General features: G+C 66.1%; 20 protein-coding genes, 1 tRNA gene and 1 pseudogene. 21 read left to right on the forward strand and 1 reads right to left on the reverse strand.

What is annotated here, in order from left to right:
• Positions 1–45: 45 nt before the first annotated feature.
• The 14 genes and pseudogenes from mmsB to CH339_RS10220 form a co-directional block, all read left to right on the forward strand.
• Positions 46–960 (forward strand): annotated as a pseudogene (gene mmsB, locus CH339_RS10155) (3-hydroxyisobutyrate dehydrogenase); the annotation flags it as partial.
• 168 nt (positions 961–1128) lie between these two features.
• Positions 1129–1641, forward strand: coding sequence for a transcriptional regulator LdtR (gene ldtR, locus CH339_RS10160; protein ID WP_111434246.1), 513 nt, complete (start codon positions 1129–1131; stop codon positions 1639–1641).
• Positions 1642–2023: 382 nt separating this feature from the next.
• Positions 2024–3292 (forward strand): L,D-transpeptidase family protein, encoded by a 1269-nt coding sequence (locus CH339_RS10165; protein WP_111434247.1) that lies wholly within the window; start codon positions 2024–2026, stop codon positions 3290–3292.
• A gap of 36 nt (positions 3293–3328) precedes the next feature.
• Positions 3329–3586, forward strand: coding sequence for a DUF6898 family protein (locus CH339_RS10170; protein ID WP_184443414.1), 258 nt, complete (start codon positions 3329–3331; stop codon positions 3584–3586).
• A 150-nt stretch (positions 3587–3736) separates the two neighbouring features.
• The gene (glyA, locus tag CH339_RS10175) at positions 3737–5047 is read left to right on the forward strand and encodes a serine hydroxymethyltransferase (protein ID WP_111434248.1); all 1311 of its coding nucleotides are present in this window, start codon (positions 3737–3739) and stop codon (positions 5045–5047) included.
• 4 nt (positions 5048–5051) lie between these two features.
• Complete coding sequence (gene nrdR, locus CH339_RS10180) at positions 5052–5534, forward strand: transcriptional regulator NrdR (protein WP_111434249.1); 483 nt, start codon at positions 5052–5054, stop codon at positions 5532–5534.
• A complete protein-coding gene (gene ribD, locus CH339_RS10185; RefSeq protein ID WP_111434250.1) occupies positions 5506–6693 on the forward strand; it encodes a bifunctional diaminohydroxyphosphoribosylaminopyrimidine deaminase/5-amino-6-(5-phosphoribosylamino)uracil reductase RibD in 1188 nt (395 codons plus the stop codon). Before nrdR ends, ribD begins: the two co-directional genes overlap by 29 nt.
• A 1-nt stretch (position 6694) precedes the next feature.
• A complete protein-coding gene (locus CH339_RS10190; protein WP_111434251.1) occupies positions 6695–7300 on the forward strand; it encodes a riboflavin synthase in 606 nt (201 codons plus the stop codon).
• 100 nt (positions 7301–7400) lie between these two features.
• A complete protein-coding gene (ribH, locus tag CH339_RS10195) occupies positions 7401–7853 on the forward strand; it encodes a 6,7-dimethyl-8-ribityllumazine synthase (RefSeq protein WP_111434252.1) in 453 nt (150 codons plus the stop codon).
• 20 nt (positions 7854–7873) lie between these two features.
• A complete protein-coding gene (gene nusB / locus CH339_RS10200; protein WP_111434253.1) occupies positions 7874–8392 on the forward strand; it encodes a transcription antitermination factor NusB in 519 nt (172 codons plus the stop codon).
• A 113-nt stretch (positions 8393–8505) separates the two neighbouring features.
• Positions 8506–9507, forward strand: coding sequence for a thiamine-phosphate kinase (thiL, locus tag CH339_RS10205; protein WP_111434254.1), 1002 nt, complete (start codon positions 8506–8508; stop codon positions 9505–9507).
• 69 nt (positions 9508–9576) lie between these two features.
• The gene (locus tag CH339_RS10210) at positions 9577–10788 is read left to right on the forward strand and encodes an MFS transporter (RefSeq protein WP_111434255.1); all 1212 of its coding nucleotides are present in this window, start codon (positions 9577–9579) and stop codon (positions 10786–10788) included.
• A 215-nt stretch (positions 10789–11003) separates the two neighbouring features.
• Positions 11004–13127 carry a sodium-translocating pyrophosphatase gene (locus CH339_RS10215; RefSeq protein ID WP_111434256.1) on the forward strand — a complete coding sequence of 708 codons (2124 nt, stop codon included), beginning with the start codon at positions 11004–11006 and terminating at the stop codon, positions 13125–13127.
• 389 nt (positions 13128–13516) lie between these two features.
• Complete coding sequence (locus CH339_RS10220) at positions 13517–13948, forward strand: glyoxalase superfamily protein (RefSeq protein WP_111434257.1); 432 nt, start codon at positions 13517–13519, stop codon at positions 13946–13948.
• A gap of 73 nt (positions 13949–14021) precedes the next feature.
• Here CH339_RS10220 and CH339_RS10225 read toward each other — a convergent pair whose 3' ends face one another.
• A complete protein-coding gene (locus CH339_RS10225) occupies positions 14022–14474 on the reverse strand; it encodes an outer membrane protein assembly factor BamE (RefSeq protein WP_111434258.1) in 453 nt (150 codons plus the stop codon).
• A gap of 173 nt (positions 14475–14647) precedes the next feature.
• Here CH339_RS10225 and CH339_RS10230 point away from each other — a divergent pair, with 173 nt between their 5' ends.
• From CH339_RS10230 to CH339_RS10260, 7 genes are all read left to right on the forward strand, one after another.
• Positions 14648–15244 carry a ubiquinol-cytochrome C chaperone family protein gene (locus CH339_RS10230; protein WP_146610149.1) on the forward strand — a complete coding sequence of 199 codons (597 nt, stop codon included), beginning with the start codon at positions 14648–14650 and terminating at the stop codon, positions 15242–15244.
• Positions 15241–15810: a YceD family protein gene (locus CH339_RS10235; protein ID WP_111434260.1), complete on the forward strand. Its 570-nt coding sequence runs from the start codon at positions 15241–15243 to the stop codon at positions 15808–15810. Before CH339_RS10230 ends, CH339_RS10235 begins: the two co-directional genes overlap by 4 nt.
• Before the next feature lie 173 nt (positions 15811–15983).
• Positions 15984–17036 carry a phosphate acyltransferase PlsX gene (plsX, locus tag CH339_RS10240; RefSeq protein ID WP_111434261.1) on the forward strand — a complete coding sequence of 351 codons (1053 nt, stop codon included), beginning with the start codon at positions 15984–15986 and terminating at the stop codon, positions 17034–17036.
• 18 nt (positions 17037–17054) lie between these two features.
• Positions 17055–18023, forward strand: coding sequence for a beta-ketoacyl-ACP synthase III (locus tag CH339_RS10245; protein WP_184443416.1), 969 nt, complete (start codon positions 17055–17057; stop codon positions 18021–18023).
• Between the two features lie 131 nt (positions 18024–18154).
• Positions 18155–18478, forward strand: coding sequence for an integration host factor subunit alpha (locus CH339_RS10250; RefSeq protein ID WP_111434263.1), 324 nt, complete (start codon positions 18155–18157; stop codon positions 18476–18478).
• A 52-nt stretch (positions 18479–18530) separates the two neighbouring features.
• Entirely contained in the window at positions 18531–19202 is a 672-nt protein-coding gene (locus CH339_RS10255; protein ID WP_111434264.1) for a MerR family transcriptional regulator, read from the forward strand.
• A 61-nt stretch (positions 19203–19263) separates the two neighbouring features.
• Positions 19264–19340: transfer RNA gene (locus CH339_RS10260), tRNA-Pro, on the forward strand.
• The last annotated feature ends 76 nt before the right edge of the window (positions 19341–19416 follow it).

A 19416-nucleotide genomic window follows, 5' to 3' on the forward strand; every position in this document is an offset into this window, starting at 1 on the left:
AACCGGAAAAAAGCCGCCGCAAGCGCGGCATTCAACAAAGACAGAGCTTCGAGGGAGGCAACGACAATGGCATCGATCGGGTTTATCGGGCTCGGCAACATGGGCGGGCCGATGGCCGCCAATCTGGTCAAGGCCGGACACGAGGTTTCCGGCATCGACCTTTCCGAGGCGGCGCGCCAACGCTTTTCCGAGGCCGGCGGCAGCATTGCCGGCAGCGTCCCGGAACTGGTCTCCGGCGCCGACGTCGTCGTCACCATGCTGCCGGCCGGCCGGCACGTGGAGGACGTCTATTGCAGCCCGGACGGCGTCCTTGCCCATGCCCGCCCGGAAAGCCTCCTCATCGACTCCTCGACCATCGACGTTGCCACGGCAAGGCGCGTAGCCGAGGCCGCCGCTGCGGCCGGCATGATGATGGTCGACGCGCCGGTCTCCGGCGGCGTCGGCGGTGCGGAGGCGGGAACGCTCACCTTCATGGTCGGCGGACCGGACACCGCCTTTGCGGCGGCCAAGCCCTTCCTCGACATCATGGGCAAGTCGATCGTCCATGCCGGCGGCGCCGGCAACGGACAGGCCGCCAAGATCTGCAACAACATGATCCTCGGCATCTCCATGATCGGCGTCTCGGAGGCCTTCGTGCTCGCCGAAAAGCTCGGCCTCGACAAGCAGAAGCTGTTTGAGGTGTCGTCCACGGCCTCGGGCCAGTGCTGGTCCCTGACCACCTATTGCCCGGTGCCGGGGCCGGTGCCGACCTCGCCGGCCAACCGCGACTACCAGGCCGGTTTCACCGCGGCGATGATGCTGAAGGACCTGAAGCTCGCCCAGGACGCGGCGATGACCAGTTCGGCCTCGACCCCGCTCGGCGCCGAGGCGGCCGCGCTCTATTCCCTGTTCTGCAATTCCGGCGACGAAGGCACGGATTTTTCAGGGATTATCAACTTCCTGCGCGGTAATATGGGGTGACTGACTAAAATGCGGCGCTTCGTCGATACCAAGAATTAACGCTGCCTCCAAGAGCTCTGATTTTAATAAAATTTTCAGCCTGCCGTTTAAGCCGATGTTCAACGGCTACGGTTACTGTCGATCGCGAGTGGGAAAAAAGCCACCGCAATGACAGTGAGGCGTAACACTATGATCAGTGCCAAAAGGGCAGTCGATGTGCTCGACGAAACCGTCGACGAGACAGACATCAAGCCCCTTTACATGGAAGCCCTGACGCTCGTCGAACGGCTGCACCGCCGTCTGCTTGACGTCATCAAGGACGAATTCGACCGCATGGGCTGGTCGGACATCAACAGCGTCCAGGCTTTGCTTCTGTTTAATATCGGCGACGCGGAACTGACGGCGGGCGAGCTGCGCACGCGCGGCTACTACCTCGGCTCCAACGTCTCCTACAATCTCAAGAAGCTGGTCGACATGGGCTATGTCCACCACCAGCGCTCGCGCGTCGACCGCCGGTCGGTTCGCATCAGCCTGACGGACAAGGGCCACAAGGTCGCTCACGTGATCAACGATCTCTACGAGCGCCACATGGCCTCGATCGAGCCGGTGGGCGGCATCAATGCCGAGGACTTCCGCCAGCTCAACAAGTCGCTGCAGCGGCTCGAGCGCTTCTGGACCGACCAGATCCTCTACAGGCTCTGATCGTCGGCATCTCCAGACGAAAAAAACGCTCCGGCTTTCAGGGTCGGGGCGTTTTTCGTTGCCGGTCCGCCGGCGTGAAAAAGCGACGACATCTTTCCGCGTGACATGAAGACGCCATATTGGTTTGACTTTAGAGGGATGTTGCGTGTGCGGCGGAACCGTTTCGCCGACCAAGTGTTCGTTCCAGTGAAAAGGTCAGTTGCCGGGGCCGGAGAATGGCGTCACGGCGCCCGCCTCACCGAAATGTGTGAGTGCACGACCTGACCGGTCGGCTTCTGTTAACCATATCCATGGTATCAGGGCCGGGCATGCGATGGCGGGAATCCGCCAGTGGTAGAAAAGACCGATACGACAAACCGGAAAACCGAAGGACCGCGGATTGATGATCTCCAGGCGTGACTTTTCGTTGAAGGCAGTGGGTGCCGGCCTTGGCGCCGTTCTTGCCGCCAGCCCGTTCGGCGCGGCATTTGCCGGCGACGAGAGCCCCATCAAGGTGTTGATGGAGTACAAACGCCAGAGCGAGTGGTCCGACCGTTTCGATGCCACCATCCGCGACCAGACGGCGGTCAAGTCCGACCAGCCGACCCTGTCGCCGGAGACGGCGGCCTATATCGAGCAGGCGATCCAGAAATACGCCCAGATTTCCGCGCGCGGCGGCTGGCCCCGCGTTCCGGGCGGCAGCAAGCTGCGCATCGGCGCCCGCGACCGCCGCGTCGTCACCTTGCGCAAGCGCCTGATGGCGACCGGCGACCTGGAACAGAGCGCCGGTCTGTCCGACACCTATGATTCCTACGTCGCCTTTGCCGTGCGCCGCTTCCAGCTTCGCCATGGCTTCCAGCCGGACGGCGTCGTGGGCAACTACACGCTGGCGGCCCTCAACGTGCCCGTTGCCGTGCGCCTGCACCAGCTTGAGACCAATCTGATTCGCGTGCGCTCGATGTCCGGCTTCCTCGGCGACCGCTATGTGATGGTCAACATCCCGGCTGCCGAGATCGAGGCGGTGGAGGGCGGCCGCGTCCATTCGCGCCACACTGCGGTCGTCGGCAAGATCGACCGCCAGACGCCGCTGCTGGCCTCCAAGATCCACGAGCTGAATTTCAATCCCTACTGGCACGTGCCGGAGAGCATCATCCGCAAGGACCTGATTCCGAAGATGAACCAGGATCCGACCTATCTCGCGGACAACAAGATCCGGATCTACGACCAGTCGGGCAATGAACTGACCGCCGAGCAGATCAACTGGCACACCGACGAGGCGGTCAACTACCGCTTCCGCCAGGACCCGGGTGCCATCAACTCCATGGGCTCGGTGAAGATCAACTTCTACAACAAGCACTCGGTCTATCTGCACGACACGCCGGCCAAGACCCTGTTCGGCACCGACCGGCGCTTCCATTCCTCCGGCTGCGTGCGCGTCCAGAACGTGCGCGAGCTGATCGGCTGGCTCTTGGAGACGACGCCGGAATGGGACCGTGCCCGCGTCGACGAGGTAATCCGCTCCGGCGAGCGCATCGACGTGCGCATCAAGCACCCGGTGCCGATCTACACCACCTACATCACCGCCTGGGCGACCGCCGACGGCGTGGTCAACTTCCGCGACGATGTCTACGACCGTGATGGCGCCGGAAACCTCGCCCAGAACCAGAACTGACGGACCGAGCCGCGCGCCGACGCGGCGGGCGGCGACATGACAGGTCGCCGCCGCGGTGGCGGCCGCACGGTCTATTTCGAGTTCGTCCCCATGGGCCGGCAGGTCCGGGTCGCCGCCATCGACGAGGTGACCGGCACAGAGGTCGTCATCTTCGGCCCGGCCTCCACCTCCCAGGCCGAACTGGAGCGCGTCGCCATGGCCAAGCTCCGGCGGCGCCTGGACGCCGAACGCGACGCCGGGGACGAAGATGCCCCGGGCGCGTCCCCTGGCATCCCGCCCAAGACATACATCTAGAGTCTCGTCCCCGCCCGCTGCCATATCCCTTGGTCCCGCTCCGCACTTTGTGCTATTCGCGAGGCGAGGCTTCGCGCGCGTGCCGTTTCGGGATCGCGGCGCGGGGACAGCCGATTGTTTCAAGGCTCAACAGGCGAGATCAGGACCACGATGCTGAAATCAGAGACCCCGGCCGCCGCGCCGGCCAATGAGGACATGTTTGCCACGCCCCTGGCCGAGGCCGACCCGGCGATTGCCGCCGCGATCGCCGACGAGCTGGGCCGCCAGCAACACGAAATCGAGCTCATCGCCTCGGAAAACATCGTCTCGCGCGCCGTCCTTGAGGCGCAGGGTTCGGTGATGACCAACAAATACGCCGAGGGTTATCCGGGCCGGCGCTATTACGGCGGCTGCGAGTACGTCGACGTGGCGGAAAACCTCGCCATCGAGCGGCTGACCAAGCTGTTTTCCTGCGAGTTTGCCAACGTCCAGCCGAATTCCGGCAGCCAGGCCAACCAGGCCGCCTTCATGGCGCTGGCCAAGCCCGGCGACACCATCCTCGGCATGAGTCTCGATGCCGGCGGCCACCTGACCCACGGCGCCAAGCCGAATCAGTCCGGCAAATGGTTCAACGCCATCCAGTACGGCGTTCGCCGCCAGGACCACCTGATCGATTTCGACCAGGTCGCTGAGCTTGCCCGCGAGCATTCGCCGAAGATCATCATCGCCGGCGGCTCGGCCTATCCGCGCCAGATCGATTTCGCCCGCTTCCGCCAGATCGCCGACGAGGTCGGCGCCTATTTCATGGTCGACATGGCCCATTTCGCCGGTCTCGTCGCCGGCGGCGCGCATCCGAGCCCGATCCCGCACGCCCATATCGTGACGACGACCACCCACAAGACCCTGCGCGGGCCGCGCGGCGGCGCCGTTATGACCAACGATGCGGACATCGCCAAGAAGGTGAATTCCGCTGTCTTCCCGGGCCTGCAAGGCGGCCCCTTGATGCACGTGATCGCGGCAAAGGCCGTGGCCTTCGGCGAGGCGCTCGGCGACGGCTTCAAGGCCTATGCCCGCGCCGTCGTCGACAACGCGGCGATGCTGGCCGACACCCTTTCGGCCAACGGCCTCGACATCGTCTCCGGCGGCACCGACACCCACGTCGTGCTGGTCGACCTTCGCCCGATGGGCCTGACCGGCAAGGCCGCGGAAGCCGCCATGGGCCGGGCCTATATCACCTGCAACAAGAACGGCGTGCCGTTCGATCCGGAAAAGCCGACGATCACCTCGGGCGTGCGCCTCGGCTCGCCGGCCGCCACCACTCGCGGCTTCGGCACCGAAGAGTTCAAGCAGGTCGGCGAGATGATCATCGAGGTGCTGAAGGGCCTGAAGGAGAACGGTGAGGATGGCAACGGTGCCGTGGAGGCGGCCGTGCGCGAGCGGGTCAAGGAACTGACCGGCCGCTTCCCGATCTACCAGGGCTGACGGGATGCGCTGCCCGTTCTGCGCCGGCGACGACACCCAGGTAAAGGATTCCCGGCCGACGGAGGACAACACCGCGATCCGCCGCCGCCGGGTCTGCACCACCTGCGGCGGCCGCTTCACCACCTTCGAGCGGGTCCAGCTCCGCGAGCTGACGGTGGTCAAGAGTTCCGGCCGCAAGGTCCCGTTCGAGCGCGAGAAGCTGCTGCGCTCGGTCCAGGTCGCACTGAGAAAACGTCCGGTCGATCCGGACCATATCGAGCGCATGGTCTCCGGCATCGTCCGCCAGCTCGAAAGCTCCGGCGAGAGCGAGGTCGCGGCCAAGGACATCGGCCTCCTGGTGATGGATGCGCTGAAGAGCATCGACGACGTCGGCTATGTGCGCTTTGCCTCGGTCTACCGGGACTTCCGCGAGGCCAGGGACTTCGAGGCCTTCCTCGGAGAACTCTCCGGTGAGGGACATGACGACGCTGACAAGGTCGACGACTGACGCGGCAGCGCATGCGCCCCGGGCCCCGGGGTCCGCGATCCGCTGCGATGCGGACCGCGACCGCCGCTTCATGGCGGCGGCGCTCGGCCTTGCCCGCCGCGGCCTAGGCCGTACCTGGCCGAATCCGTCTGTGGCCGCGATTATCGTCGCGGAAACCGATGCCGGCCCGGTCGTCGTCGGCAGCGGCGTCACCGCGGCCGGCGGCCGCCCCCATGCCGAGGTCGTCGCCCTTGCCGAGGCAGGCATCGCGGCCCGCGGCGCCACCTGCTACGTGACGCTTGAGCCCTGTTCCCACCACGGCAAGTCGCCGCCCTGTTCCGACGCTCTGATCGCCGCCGGCATCGCCCGCCTCGTCAGCGCCATGGAGGATCCGAACCCCCAGGTCGCCGGCGCCGGCCACCGCGCGCTGGAAGCCTCGGGGGCCGCCGTCACCGTCGGTGTCGGCGCGGCGAAGGCCCGCGACATCGCCCTCGGGCATATCCTGCGGGTGACCGAAGGCCGGCCCATGGTGACGCTGAAGCTCGCCGTCTCCGCCGACGGCATGATCGGCCGGCAAGGGCAGGGGCAGGTCGCCATCACCGGGCGGCAGGCCCGCGCACGCGTCCATCTGATGCGGGCCGAGCACGACGCCATTGCCGTCGGCATCGGCACCGTGCTTGCCGACGACCCGGACCTGACCTGCCGGCTGCCCGGCATGGCGGATCGCTCGCCGGTGCGCGTCGTCTTCGACACCAACGCCCGCCTGCCGCTCGGCTCCCGGATGGTGCAGGGGATCGCGAACGCCCCCGTCTGGGCCGTCGTCGGCGAGGCCGCGCCTGAGGACCGCATGGAAGCGCTTCAGGCAGCCGGCGTCGTCGTGATCGCGGCGCCGTCCGGGGAGGGCGGCCATATCGACCTCCATGCAGCGCTCACCCTTCTCGCCGTGCGCGGTCTCACCAGCGTCATGGTCGAAGGCGGTGCCGCGCTCGCCTCGTCTCTTCTTTCCGCCGGCCTCGTCGACCGGGCGGCCATTTTCAACGGCCCGGACGAGATCGGCGCCGACGGCATCGCCGCGCCGGACATGGTGCGGGTCGGCCTTGCCTTTTCCCGCTTCACTGAAACCGAAACCCGGGGCTTCGGCCCCGATCTTCTGCGCGGATTTGCGCGCGAAGGAGACTGACATGTTCACAGGCATCGTTTCCGACGTCGGCACCGTCATCGCCGTCGACAAGCGCGCCACCGGCGTGCGCATCCGCATGGCCAGCACGTACGATCCGGACACCATCGCGATCGGCGCCTCGATCGCCCATGCCGGCATCTGCCTGACCGTGGTCGAGGCCGGCCGGCTCGACGACAGCGTCTCCTACTTTGACGTGGAGGCCTCCGACGAGACGCTTTCCTGCACCACGCTCAAGGATTGGCAGATCGGCACCAGGGTCAACCTTGAACGGGCGCTCGCCCTCGGCGAGGAGCTGGGCGGCCATCTGGTGACCGGCCACGTCGACGGTGTCGCCGAGATCATCGGCCGCGACAACGACGCCGACATGGCGCGGCTGACCTTCCGCGTGCCAGACAAATTGAAGAAGTTCGTCGCCGAAAAGGGTTCCGTCGCCCTCGACGGCACCTCGCTGACGGTCAACGGCGTCGACGATGCCACCTTCGACGTCATGCTGATCCCGCACACCCTGGAAATCACCACATGGGGCTGGAAGAAGGCCGGGGACAAGGTCAATTTCGAGGTCGACCTGATGGCCCGCTACGCCGCCCGCCTGGCCGAGGCGGGGTGAACGACCGGCGGGTCCGGCATGCGCATTTAGTGGTGGACAAATGCGGTCCCGCATGTTTCCACTCCGCGCCGGACAACGGACAAGCCAGGATCCCCAAAGCATGCGCAAGGACACCCCGCACATTCTCATCATCGATGCGCGGTTCTACGAGGATATCTCGGACGAACTGGTGAAGGGTGCGACCGAGGCCCTGGAGGCCGCCGGATCCACCTATGAGCGCATCTCGGTTCCAGGCGTGCTGGAAATCCCGCCGGCGCTCTCCATCGCCATGGAGGCGATGGACGAGGGCACCATCGATTTCGACGGCGTCGTCGTGCTCGGCTGCGTCATCCGCGGCGAGACCTCGCACTATGACATCGCGGCCGGCGAGTCCGCCCGCGGCGTCATGCAGATCGCCATCGACGAGGGTCTCGCCGTCGGCAACGGCATCCTGACCGTGGAGACCCGCGAACAGGCCTGGGTCCGCGCCGGCACAATCGATCGCAACAAGGGCGCCGTTGCCGTCAATGCGGCGCTGGCGCTGTGCAAGCTGCGCAAAGATCTCGAGCTTTGAGCGGACCGGATACGGCCCAGATGGCAGACCCCGGAAAACCCGAGCGACCTGCATCCCGTCCCCGCACCGGCAGGGCCAACCGGCGCGGCGTCGCAAGGCTGGCCGCCGTCCAGGCGCTCTACCAGATGGAGATCGCCGGCACCTCGCTCAACCAGGTGATCGCCGAGTTCGAGACCTACCGCCTCGGCGGCCAGGAGGTCGACGGCGACCGCTTCCAGGCGGCCGACGCCGGCTGGTTCCGCGACCTCGTTTCCGGCGTCGTCGCCGAGCAGCGCGCCATCGACCCGGAGATCGACCGGGCGCTTGCCGTCGCCGAATGGCCGCTGAAGCGGGTCGACGCGACGCTGCGGGCCATCCTGCGCGCCGGCGTCTACGAGCTGAAAGCGCGCCGCGACGTGCCGGTGCGCGCCGTGCTGTCGGAATATATCGACGTCGCCAAGGCGTTCTACGATGGCGACGAGCCGCGCATCGTCAACGGCGTCCTCGACCGCATCGCCCATATCCTGCGCGGCGACGAATTCGGCGAGCCGTCGCCGTGAGTGATGACGGCGACAGTTCGAGCGCGAAGCGTTCGCAAGCTCGAACGGGCGCCGGCCGGTCAGGCCGCCCCGCCGATGGCGATGAGCGAAGCGAATTCGTCGTGAGGCAAAAGATGGCACGGCCCGGCGAGTTCGAGCTCATCGCCCGCTACCTGGCGCCGCTCGCCAGCGACCCCGCCGCCCGCGGCCTTATCGACGATGCCGCCGTGCTCTCGCCGTCCGCCGACAAGGATCTCGTCCTGACCAAGGACGCGCTCGCTGCCGGCATCCACTTCTTCGCCGACGACGACCCCGGCCTGATCGCCCGCAAGGCGCTCCGCGTCAACATCTCCGACCTTGCCGCAAAGGGCGCCGCGCCCACCGGCTACCTCCTGGCGCTCGCCTTGCCGTCGGATTGGACCGAGGACTGGATTGCCGCCTTCACCACCGGCCTCAAGGCCGACCAGGAGCGCTACGGCTGCTCGCTGCTGGGCGGCGACACCATCCGCTCAGCCGACGGGCTGATGATCTCCATCACCGCCATCGGCGAGGTGCCGCGGGAGGCGATGGTGCCGCGCGCGGGGGCCTCTGCCGGCGACATCATCTTCGTTTCCGGCACCATCGGCGATGCCGGCCTCGGCCTCGTCCTGCGCGGCGATCCGGCACGGGCAGGCGACTTCGATCTTTCCCGCAGCGATGCGGAACGCCTTGTCGGGCGCTACCTGCTGCCGGAGCCGCGCGTCGCGCTGGCGCCGGTGCTGCGCGACCATGTCCGCGCGGCGATGGACGTCTCCGACGGCCTTGCCGGCGACATCGGCCACATGTGCCGGGCAGGGGGCGTTGCCGCGCAAATCCGCATCGACGACGTGCCGCTGTCCGACCCGTTCCGCCGGGCGCTCGCCGCCGATCCGTCCCTGCGCACCCGCGCGGTCTGCGGCGGCGACGACTACGAGATCGTCTGCGCCGTTGCCCCGGAAAACGAGGCCGCGTTCCGCAAGGCGGCGGAAAAAACCGGCATTCCCGTTGCCGCAATCGGTCGCTTCCTCGACGGGGCCGCCTCGGGCAACGCCCCCGTCTTCGTCGATGGCGACGGCCGGCCGGTCGATCTCGGCGGCACCTCCTTCGCCCATTTTTGAGTTCCCGGCGGCCGGTCCCGTGTTAAACGCCTCCCGGGTGCGACAATTGTGATTGCACCGGAGGCCGCCATGACGACGCTCGCCGACCACACCCATATCGACGACGGACTTGCCCGGCACAATGCCCGGGTTCTGGCGACGGCGCAGGCTTTCGGCGGCGCCAATTCCACCATCGTCATCGCCGCCAGCAGCCTTGCCGCGCACTACCTTCTGGGCTCCGACAAGTCGCTGGCGACCGTGCCGGTCACGACCTTCGTCTTCGGCGTTGCGCTGGCGACAATTCCCGTCCAGCTCCTGTCGCGCCGCATCGGCCGCAAGCCGACCTTCCTCATCGGGGCCCTGTTCGGCATCTGCGCCGGGCTCATCAGCGCCCGGGCCGTCTTCGTCGGCTCCTTCGAACTCTTGTGCCTCGGGACAGCGTTCTCCGGCGTCTATAACGGTTTTGCCCAGGCCTATCGCTTCGCCGCGGCCGACAGCGCCAGCGACGCATTCCGCCCCAAGGCGATCTCCTGGGTGCTGGTGGGTGGTGTCGTTGCCGCCGTTCTCGGGCCGCAGGTGGTGATCTACACCCGCGATCTCTTTGCCCCGATCGCCTTTGCCGGCGCGTTCGTCGGCCAGTCGGTGATCGGCGCCGTCGCGCTTCTGATTCTCACCTTTTTCCGCGAGCCGCCGCGCCCGGTGACGACCTCGAAAACCGGCGGCCGGCCGCTGATACAGATCGTCTCACAGTCGCGTTTCATCGTCGCGGTACTTTGCGGGATCACCTCCTACGCGCTGATGAGTTTCGTCATGACCGCGGCGCCGCTCGCCATGGTCGCCTGCAACCATTCCGCGGACGTTGCCGCCCTTGGCATCCAGTGGCACGTCATCGCCATGTTCGGTCCGAGCTTCTTCACCGGTTCGCTGATCAACCGTTTCGGCGTGGAGCGGGTCATCGGCCTCGGCCTCGTCTTACTCGCCGGCTGTTCGATCGTCGCCCTCAGCGGCGTCGACGTCGCCCACTTCTGGATTGCCCTTGTTCTCCTCGGGGTCGGATGGAATTTCGGTTTCGTCGGCGCCACGACGATGGTCACCGCCACCTACCGTCTGGACGAGCGCAACAAGGTCCAGGCGGCGAACGACTTCCTCGTTTTCGGCTTCCAGGCGGTCGCCTCCTTCACCTCCGGCGCCATGCTCGCGCGCTTCGGCTGGGACACCATCAACTGGTCCGTCTTTCCCTTTGTCGTTGTAGCGCTGGCGACCCTGATCTGGCTCCATTTCGCCCGCTCCGATGCCGCCTGAAGCCGTTGGAAACCTGCGCCTAAGCCGAAAGAGGCCTTGACGCCAACGGCCCGGTGGATAGGGTGTCACCGCGTTCGGTTGGGGGAGCGGGATGCCATCCTCAATGGTAGAATTCTTGGGCTTCCCCGCCGTTTCACACATGTCGGGCCGGGCAACCGACACATACGTTCCGGGACACGTCTGTCCGGCCCCCACTGGCCAATAAAGGAACAGGGATGAATCCGCTTTATCTTGTTGTCTTGTGTGGCCTCCTCTCGCTTGCCTATGGCATCTGGGCCGTCATTTCGGTGATGGGTTCCGACGCCGGCAATAAGCGTATGCAGGAGATCGCCGGCGCCATCCAGGAGGGCGCCCAAGCCTATCTCGCTCGCCAGTACACGACGATCGCGATCGTCGGCGTACTGATCTTCGCCATCGTCTGGTGGCAGCTCTCCATGTTCGCCGCGATCGGCTTCGCCGTCGGCGCGATCCTGTCGGCCGCTGCCGGCTTCATCGGCATGCTGGTATCGGTACGTGCCAACGTCCGCACCGCACAGGCGGCCAGCCAGAGCCTTGCCGCCGGCCTCGGCATCGCCTTCAAGGCGGGCGCGGTCACGGGCCTCCTGGTCGCCGGTCTCGCCCTCCTCGGCGTTGCCGTCTACTACTTGGTCCTGACCGAGTATATGGGTTTCGACCGGGCCGACCGCATGGTCGTCGATTCGCTGGTCGCCCTCGGCTTCGGCGCCTCGCTCATTTCCATCTTCGCCCGTCTCGGCGGCGGCATCTTCACCAAGGGTGCGGACGTCGGCGGCGACCTCGTCGGCAAGGTGGAAGCGGGCATCCCCGAAGACGATCCGCGCAACCCGGCCACCATCGCCGACAATGTCGGCGACAATGTCGGCGACTGCGCCGGCATGGCCGCCGACCTGTTCGAGACCTACGCGGTGACCGTCGTCGCCACCATGGTGCTCGGCGCCATCTTCTTTGCCGGCACCGACACCGCCGCCCAGGCCATGCTCTATCCGCTGGCCATCGGCGCCGCCTGCGTGGTGACCTCCATCATCGGCACGTTCTTCGTCCGCCTCGGCTCGAACAACTCGATCATGGGCGCCCTCTACAAGGGCTTCATCGCCACCGCGGTGCTGTCGCTGATCGTGCTCTATCCGGTCACCTGGTTCGTCTTCGGCGGCATGGACACCGTGCTGACGATCGCCAACGGCACCAGCTTTACCCCGCTCGACCTCTATCTGTGCGGTATCGCCGGCCTTGTCGTCACCGGTCTGATCATCTGGATCACCGAGTACTACACGGGCACGCCCTACCGTCCGGTCCAGTCGATCGCAAACTCCTCGGTCACCGGCCACGGCACCAACGTCATCCAGGGCCTCGCCATCTCGCTGGAAGCGACCGCGCTGCCGGCCCTGGTGATCATCGCCGGCATCATCGTCACCTTCAACCTGGCCGGCCTGTTCGGCATCGCCATCGCCGTCACCACCATGCTGGCGCTGGCCGGCGTGGTCGTCGCGCTCGATGCCTTCGGTCCGGTCACCGACAATGCCGGCGGCATTGCCGAGATGGCCGACCTGCCGGGCGAGGTGCGCAACACCACCGACGCCCTCGACGCCGTCGGCAACACCACCAAGGCGGTGACCAAGGGCTACGCCATCGGCTCGGCCGGCCTTGGCGCCCTGGTGCTGTTCGCGGCCTACACCGAGGACCTGAAGTTCTTCACCGCCAATTCCGACACCTACACCTATTTCAAGGATGTCGGGCCGGTGGAGTTCGCCCTGTCCAACCCCTATGTGGTGGTCGGCCTGTTCTTTGGCGGCCTGTTGCCGTATCTCTTCGGCGGCATCGCCATGACCGCCGTCGGACGCGCCGCCAGCGCAGTCGTCGAGGAAGTGCGGCGCCAGTTCCGCGAGAAGCCGGGCATCATGGCGGGCACGGAGCGGCCCGACTACGGCCGCGCCGTCGACATGCTGACCCGGGCGGCCATCCGCGAGATGATCGTCCCCTCGCTCTTGCCGGTGCTCTCGCCGCTGTTTGTCTATTTCGCGATCTACGCGATTGCCGGCAAGAACGCGGCGTTCTCCGCGCTCGGCGCCATGCTGCTGGGCGTCATCGTCACGGGCCTCTTCGTCGCCATCTCCATGACGGCGGGCGGTGGCGCCTGGGACAACGCCAAGAAGTACATCGAGGACGGCAACCACGGCGGCAAGGGCTCCGAAGCCCACAAGGCCGCGGTGACCGGCGATACCGTCGGCGATCCCTACAAGGACACCGCCGGTCCGGCCGTCAATCCGATGATCAAGATCACCAACATCGTTGCGCTGCTGCTGCTCGCCGTTCTGGCCCACTAGCACCGACGAGCGTTGCGACACGAAAAACCCCCGCGGGACATGCCGTTCTGCGGGGGATTTTTTTGGGCCGCCGCGACATGCCGCGATCCGGCGCCGAAGCGGTGTCTAAATCTGATGTTGCCCTAAAAGCGCGTTCCTTGTATCGAGGCGGCGAGGTGCCGGGCACCTGCCGCCTGCAGACGCAAGTCACGGTGAAGCCCGGAGCATGACGACATCTCACCCTCGAAGCATTTCGCTGGTGGGCAACGCAGGCCCCCTCCCGTCTCGAAATGCATCTCTAGAGGAGTGAGCGATGTCTCTCGGACGCGCTTCCAATTTCGTTGAAAACCGCTTTCCGACCCTTCCGGTCGGCCGGCTATCCCTCCCACACCGCACGCCGAGGGGATAGCATGACACAGCCATCACTCGATGCCGTCAAGGCACAGGCCAAGGCGCTCCGGCAGGCTCTGCAAGCCGACGGCACTCCTGTCAGCCATGCGCACGCCCTTGAACTCGTGGCTCGGCAACTGGGGGCGCGGGATTGGAATACCCTGCATGCCCGGCTCACGCAGCGAAATATGCCATCCGAACTTGCCTTGGGCGATCGGGTCGCGGGCAACTACCTGGGTCAGGCCTATCGGGGTGAGATCGTCGCCCTGTCGGGTCCCGCGGACCATCGTCATGTCGAGATCAAGCTCGACCGGCCGATCGATACCGTTCAGTTCGAGAGCTTTTCTAACTGGCGCCACCGCATCCGCGGAACGCTCGACGTGAACGGTCGCAGCCACCGCAAGACGTCGGATGGGACACCGCATCTGATCGCAGAAAAGGAGCCGTTCTGACGCCGGGCGCCTTCGCCTTGCGAAGGTGGCGTCGGGCGGGATGAATTCCTGCCCGCGCCCGTGCCCCGCGCGGCTACTGCGGCAACTGCCCCTGCGCCGGCGTCAGGTTTCCAGCGCCGCGCAGCACCTGGGTCAGGAAGCCGTAGTCGGCGCCGCCGGTGCGGGTCTTGCGCGAGATGAAGTCGAATACCCTGCCGTCCTTCAGGCCGTAATTGCCGATCTCACGGACCCGGTTCTCGTCGTCGAAATAGACCGCCAGCACCCGCTGGTCGACGACCTCCGGCTGCATGAATTCGAACATCTTCTCGCGCGTCTGCGAGATGTAATAGAAGGTCTCGCCGCCGCTGCGGCCGATCGCCGAGGGTGTGCCGAGCGTCAGAAGCACCTGGTCGCGGCTCGATCCCATGGGCACCTGGTCGAGGGTTTCCTGGGTCACCACATAGCCGTGCGTGTAGGTCCTGCCGAAACAGCCGCCAAGGGCTGCGGTGCTGGCGAGCACCAGGGCAAGCGCGGCCGCGCGACGCAAGGGCGCGCTGCGGCGTCTTGTTTTGTCAGCGAAAGTGGACTTCAACGTCACTGGCCTCCTTCAGGCCGATACTCGACGGCGCCACCGCGACCTGCCGGGGCGTATTGGCTTTCTGACTAGCGTGCGATAGGTCAGGACGCAATATCGTTCATCGAAACGGGTTGATCAATGCGATGATCCTGGGATTGTTCGGCGGCAGGAAAGACACACGGATTGACGGGCTCTATGCGGCAATCATGGCGCAAGCGCGGCAGCCGTCCCTCTATACCGACCACGAGGTACCCGATACTTTGAACGGGCGCTTCGAATTGCTGCTTCTCCACGTCATTCTGGTGCTCTACCGGCTCAAGTCCGAAGACGCAGCAACGCGCGAGAAGGGCCGGCAACTGTCGGAGCGGTTCTTCACCGACATGGACGGAACGCTGCGCGAGATGGGCGTCGGCGATCTGTCGGTGCCGAAAAAGATCAAGAAGATGGCCAAAGCCTATTTCGGACGCCTCGGCGCCTATGACGGTGCCCTCGACCACGATGCCGACCAGCCCGAGGACCTCGTCGCGGTGATCGACCGCAACGTCTTTCCGGACGCCGCCAACCTTGGCGCTGCCGCAACGCTTGCGGCCTATGTCCGGGCCACAGAACGGGCGCTGGCGGCGACCTCCGTGGAAGACGTCCTCGGCGCGCGCATCGCCTGGCCGGACCCTGCCGCCTTTGCCGATGCCGGTGGCGAATCTGGCGCGGGCGAAACGGGCCAGGTCGAGGAAACCCCATGACCGAGAGCGAAAACGATCCCCTGGAAGGGGTCATCCCTGAGACCATCGAGGTCGCGACCCTGCCGCGCGACGGCACCGTGGTCGCCATTGCGCCGGACGCCGATACGCTGGCGCGAATTGCCGCGGCCTTCGGCATCGTCGCCGTCGATGCTTTCGCCGCCGAGCTGACCGTCAGGCCGTTCCGGCGCAACGGTGCCTCGCTAAAGGGACGGCTGGAGGCGGACGTCGTCCAGTCCTGCGTCGTCACGCTGGAGCCGGTCCCCCAGCACCTCGACGAGGACATCGACCTGACCTTCCTGCCGCCAGAGGATGCGGCCCGGCGCAAGCCCGAAGACGAGCTCGATATCGATCCGGATGCGGAGGATCCGCCGGAAATTCTGGAACACGGGCGCATCGACCTCGGCACCGTCCTGCTGGAGCATTTCGCCCTCGGCCTCGATCCCTATCCGCGCAAGGAGGGGGCGTTTCTGCCGGAGGAAGAGGCGGGCGACGCAGCCGGCCGGGACGATCCGCCGCCGTCTCCCTTTGCCGCCCTCAAGCGGTTGAAATCCAACGACGGCTCCTGAGGGAACCCGCACATCCGTTTTTGAGAAAGCGGTTGTCTCTGCGGGCGAAAAGGTTATCTTCGCCCGGCCTGAAACCGGGTCGGCCTTTCACGGAACGGCGCCCGACGGCGCCTCTTCCGGCCTGCCACGCCTGGCCGAAACCCTTAAACCGACCGCCTTTGTGTGACGCATCGATGACAGGATCCATTACGATTGCGCTCGACGCCATGGGAGGGGACGACGGCCCGCGGACCGTGATCGGCGGCGCGGCCATTGCGCTCCACCGGCGGCCCGACATGCGCTTCGTGATGTTCGGCGAGGAAGCGGCGGTCCGCCCGCTGCTCGATGCCCATCCCGAGGTCGACAAGGCCTCGACCTTTCACCATTGCGATATCACCGTGCGCATGGACGACAAGCCGAGCCAGGCGCTGCGCCGCGGCCGTCGCCATTCCTCCATGTGGAAGGCGATCGAGGCGGTCAAGACCGGCGAGGCCGATGTCTGCGTGTCGGCCGGCAACACCGGCGCCCTGATGGCCATGGCCAAGGTCTGCCTGCACACGCTCGCCGACATCGACCGCCCGGCAATCGCCGCGATCTGGCCGACCATGCGCGGTGAGTCGGTGGTCCTCGACGTCGGCGCGACGATCGGTGCCGATTCCAAGCTTCTGGTCGACTTTGCCGTAATGGGCGGGGCCATGGTCCGCGCGCTCTACGGCATCGAGCGGCCGACCGTCGGCCTGCTCAATATCGGTGTCGAAGAGGTCAAGGGCCTGGAAGAGGTCCGCGCCGCCGGCCGCATGATGCGCGAGCACGACATGAAGTCGATCGACTACCGCGGCTTCGTCGAAGGCGACGATGTCGGCCGCGGCACCGTCGACGTGGTCGTCACCGAGGGGTTTTCCGGCAACATCGCCCTGAAGATGGCCGAGGGCACCGCGCGCCAGATCGGCGAATATCTGAGGTCGGCCATGCGGCGGACCTGGATGTCCCGCCTCGGCTATCTGCTCGCCAGATCCGCCTTCGAGCATCTGCGCGAAAAGATGGACCCCAGCAACAGCAATGGCGGCATCTTCCTCGGCCTCAACGGCATCGTCATCAAGAGTCACGGCGGCACGGACGCGGACGGTTTCGCCAGCGCCGTCGAACTCGGATACGACATGGTACGGAGCTCTCTGCTGCAAAAGATCGTCAACGACCTCAATCGTTTCCATACGAGCGACGTCCCGGCGGTCCCGGCCGAGCAATAGGAACAAGGCATGCAAGGTTTGCGTCGCTCGATCGTGAAGGGCTGTGGCAGCTATCTGCCGGAAAAGACCCTGACAAATGACGATCTGGCAAAATTCGTCGACACCTCCGACGAGTGGATCACCCAGCGCACGGGGATCAAGGAACGCCATATCGCCGCCGAAGGCGAGTGGACGTCCGATCTCGGCCATATCGCCGCAAGGCGGGCGCTGGACCATGCCGGCATGGCGCCGGAAGAGATCGATCTGATCGTGCTGGCGACCTCGACGCCGGACAACACCTTTCCGGCCGCCGCCGTTTCCGTGCAGGCCAAGCTCGGCATCACCGAGGGCTGCGCCTTCGACGTCCAGGCGGTCTGCTCCGGCTTCGTCTATGCGCTGGCCACCGCCGACGCCTATCTGCGCACCGGCATGGCCGAGCGCGCCCTCGTCATCGGCGCGGAGACCTTTTCCCGCATTCTCGACTGGGAGGACCGCACCACCTGCGTGCTGTTCGGCGACGGCGCCGGCGCCCTGGTGCTGGAAGCCACCGGGGAGGATGCAGCAGATGGTCGCGGGGTGTTGTCGAGCCAGCTTCGCTCCGACGGGCGCCACAAGGAAAAGCTGTATGTCGATGGCGGCCCGTCCTCGACCCGGACCGTCGGTCATCTGCGCATGGAGGGCCGCGAGGTTTTCCGCCACGCCGTCGGCATGATCGCCGACGTCATCGAGGCCGTTCTGGAGGCGGAAAACGTCACTGCGGACGACCTCGACTGGTTCGTGCCACATCAGGCAAACCGCAGAATTATCGACGCCAGCGCAAAAAAACTGCATATTGCGCCGGAGAAGGTGGTAACCACCGTCGAAGGCCACGGCAACACCTCGGCCGCCTCCATACCGCTCGCCGTCGACGTCGCCGTCCGCGACGGCCGCATCAAGGCGGGCGATCTGGTCCTCCTGGAAGCCATGGGCGGCGGCTTCACCTGGGGTGCGTCGCTGGTCCGCTGGTAACGCTTCCTGCATTTTCGGTAACGAATGACCGAACGCGCCGGTTGACCGTGGCGCGACATAGCAATACCGTATCTAACTCGACTGAAAACGTGCGTTTTCAATAAGATCAACGATTTTCCCGGGGAACCGCAATGGGGGGAAAGACTGTCACGCGTGCCGACCTGTGTGAGGCCGTGTATCAGAAGGTCGGGCTCTCGCGTACAGAGTCGTCCGAGCTCGTCGAACTCGTCCTGAAAGAAATCTCCGACAATCTGGTCGACGGGGAGCCGGTCAAGCTGTCGTCTTTCGGATCGTTCATCGTCCGATCGAAGGGCGAACGTATCGGCCGCAATCCCAAGACCGGCGAGGAGGTGCCGATCTCGCCCCGCCGCGTGATGGTGTTCAAGCCGAGCAACGTCTTGAAACAGAAGATCAACGAGGCGCTGATCGACGGCGAGGACGCGGACAAGGCATAGCCGCCGGCGCGGCCGGTCCTGTCAGGTATCACCAATCCAGCGTTGAGGAATCGTGGAAAAAAGCCCCGACGCTTTCCGCACCATCAGTGAGGTTGCCGGCGATCTCGATCTGCCGCAACACGTGCTGCGCTTCTGGGAAACCCGCTTTACGCAGATCAAGCCGATGAAGCGTGGCGGCGGCCGCCGCTACTATCGGCCGGACGACATCGAGCTTCTGCGCGGCATCCGCCATCTGCTCTACGACAAGGGCTACACCATCAAGGGCGTGCAGCGGATCCTGCGCGAGCAGGGCATCAAGTTCGTCATGCAGTCCTGGCACGACGACGCCGAGCCCTTGCCGGTCGGCGGACATGCGGAGCCGGAACTCGAGCCTCCTGCGGCGCGCAAACCCGAAAAACCCGCTCCGGCGGCGGCAAGAGCCCGGCCACAGCCGGCGGCCGAAGCCCCCAAATCCGAAGCGCCGGCGGTGACGCCGGCCGCCCGCGCCTCCGATCCGCTCGACGACATGGACCTCGGCGACGAGGAACTGCCGCGCGATCTGAGGCCCAACGATGCCGTGCCCCGGCCGGAAGCCAAGGGCGGATTCGGCCTCATGGGCCGGCTGCGCGGCGAGCGCGACGACGACGGCGCCGCCGCCCGGCTGTCGCGCGACGACGTCCGCCGGCTTCAGGCGACGCTTTTCGAGCTGCTGGAGATCAAGCGCCTGCTCGATCAGGCGCGGTGAGCGGCCGGCAGTGGAAACGCGGCCTTGCACCCCGGCTTTGCAGCGGCTAGATACGTCTTGTCGGAGCGTGGCGCAGTCTGGTAGCGCACTCGCCTGGGGGGCGAGTGGTCGGGGGTTCAAATCCCTCCGCTCCGACCATCATTCGATCTTGGCCGTCCAGTGCGCGAAAAGCGGTCCACCGGCGATGTTCGTGCGGCAGTCCGGCAACCGGAGA

This window comes from Rhodobium orientis (assembly GCF_003258835.1).
Lineage (GTDB): Bacteria > Pseudomonadota > Alphaproteobacteria > Rhizobiales > Rhodobiaceae > Rhodobium > Rhodobium orientis.

Coding starts and splice junctions, on each gene's coding strand:
- ldtR (WP_111434246.1), top strand. CDS start 1,129: ATGATCAGTGCCAAAAGGGCAGTCGATGTGCTCGACGAAACCGTCGAC.
- CH339_RS10165 (WP_111434247.1), top strand. CDS start 2,024: ATGATCTCCAGGCGTGACTTTTCGTTGAAGGCAGTGGGTGCCGGCCTT.
- CH339_RS10170 (WP_184443414.1), top strand. CDS start 3,329: ATGACAGGTCGCCGCCGCGGTGGCGGCCGCACGGTCTATTTCGAGTTC.
- glyA (WP_111434248.1), top strand. CDS start 3,737: ATGCTGAAATCAGAGACCCCGGCCGCCGCGCCGGCCAATGAGGACATG.
- nrdR (WP_111434249.1), top strand. CDS start 5,052: ATGCGCTGCCCGTTCTGCGCCGGCGACGACACCCAGGTAAAGGATTCC.
- ribD (WP_111434250.1), top strand. CDS start 5,506: ATGACGACGCTGACAAGGTCGACGACTGACGCGGCAGCGCATGCGCCC.
- CH339_RS10190 (WP_111434251.1), top strand. CDS start 6,695: ATGTTCACAGGCATCGTTTCCGACGTCGGCACCGTCATCGCCGTCGAC.
- ribH (WP_111434252.1), top strand. CDS start 7,401: ATGCGCAAGGACACCCCGCACATTCTCATCATCGATGCGCGGTTCTAC.
- nusB (WP_111434253.1), top strand. CDS start 7,874: ATGGCAGACCCCGGAAAACCCGAGCGACCTGCATCCCGTCCCCGCACC.
- thiL (WP_111434254.1), top strand. CDS start 8,506: ATGGCACGGCCCGGCGAGTTCGAGCTCATCGCCCGCTACCTGGCGCCG.
- CH339_RS10210 (WP_111434255.1), top strand. CDS start 9,577: ATGACGACGCTCGCCGACCACACCCATATCGACGACGGACTTGCCCGG.
- CH339_RS10215 (WP_111434256.1), top strand. CDS start 11,004: ATGAATCCGCTTTATCTTGTTGTCTTGTGTGGCCTCCTCTCGCTTGCC.
- CH339_RS10220 (WP_111434257.1), top strand. CDS start 13,517: ATGACACAGCCATCACTCGATGCCGTCAAGGCACAGGCCAAGGCGCTC.
- CH339_RS10230 (WP_146610149.1), top strand. CDS start 14,648: ATGATCCTGGGATTGTTCGGCGGCAGGAAAGACACACGGATTGACGGG.
- CH339_RS10235 (WP_111434260.1), top strand. CDS start 15,241: ATGACCGAGAGCGAAAACGATCCCCTGGAAGGGGTCATCCCTGAGACC.
- plsX (WP_111434261.1), top strand. CDS start 15,984: ATGACAGGATCCATTACGATTGCGCTCGACGCCATGGGAGGGGACGAC.
- CH339_RS10250 (WP_111434263.1), top strand. CDS start 18,155: ATGGGGGGAAAGACTGTCACGCGTGCCGACCTGTGTGAGGCCGTGTAT.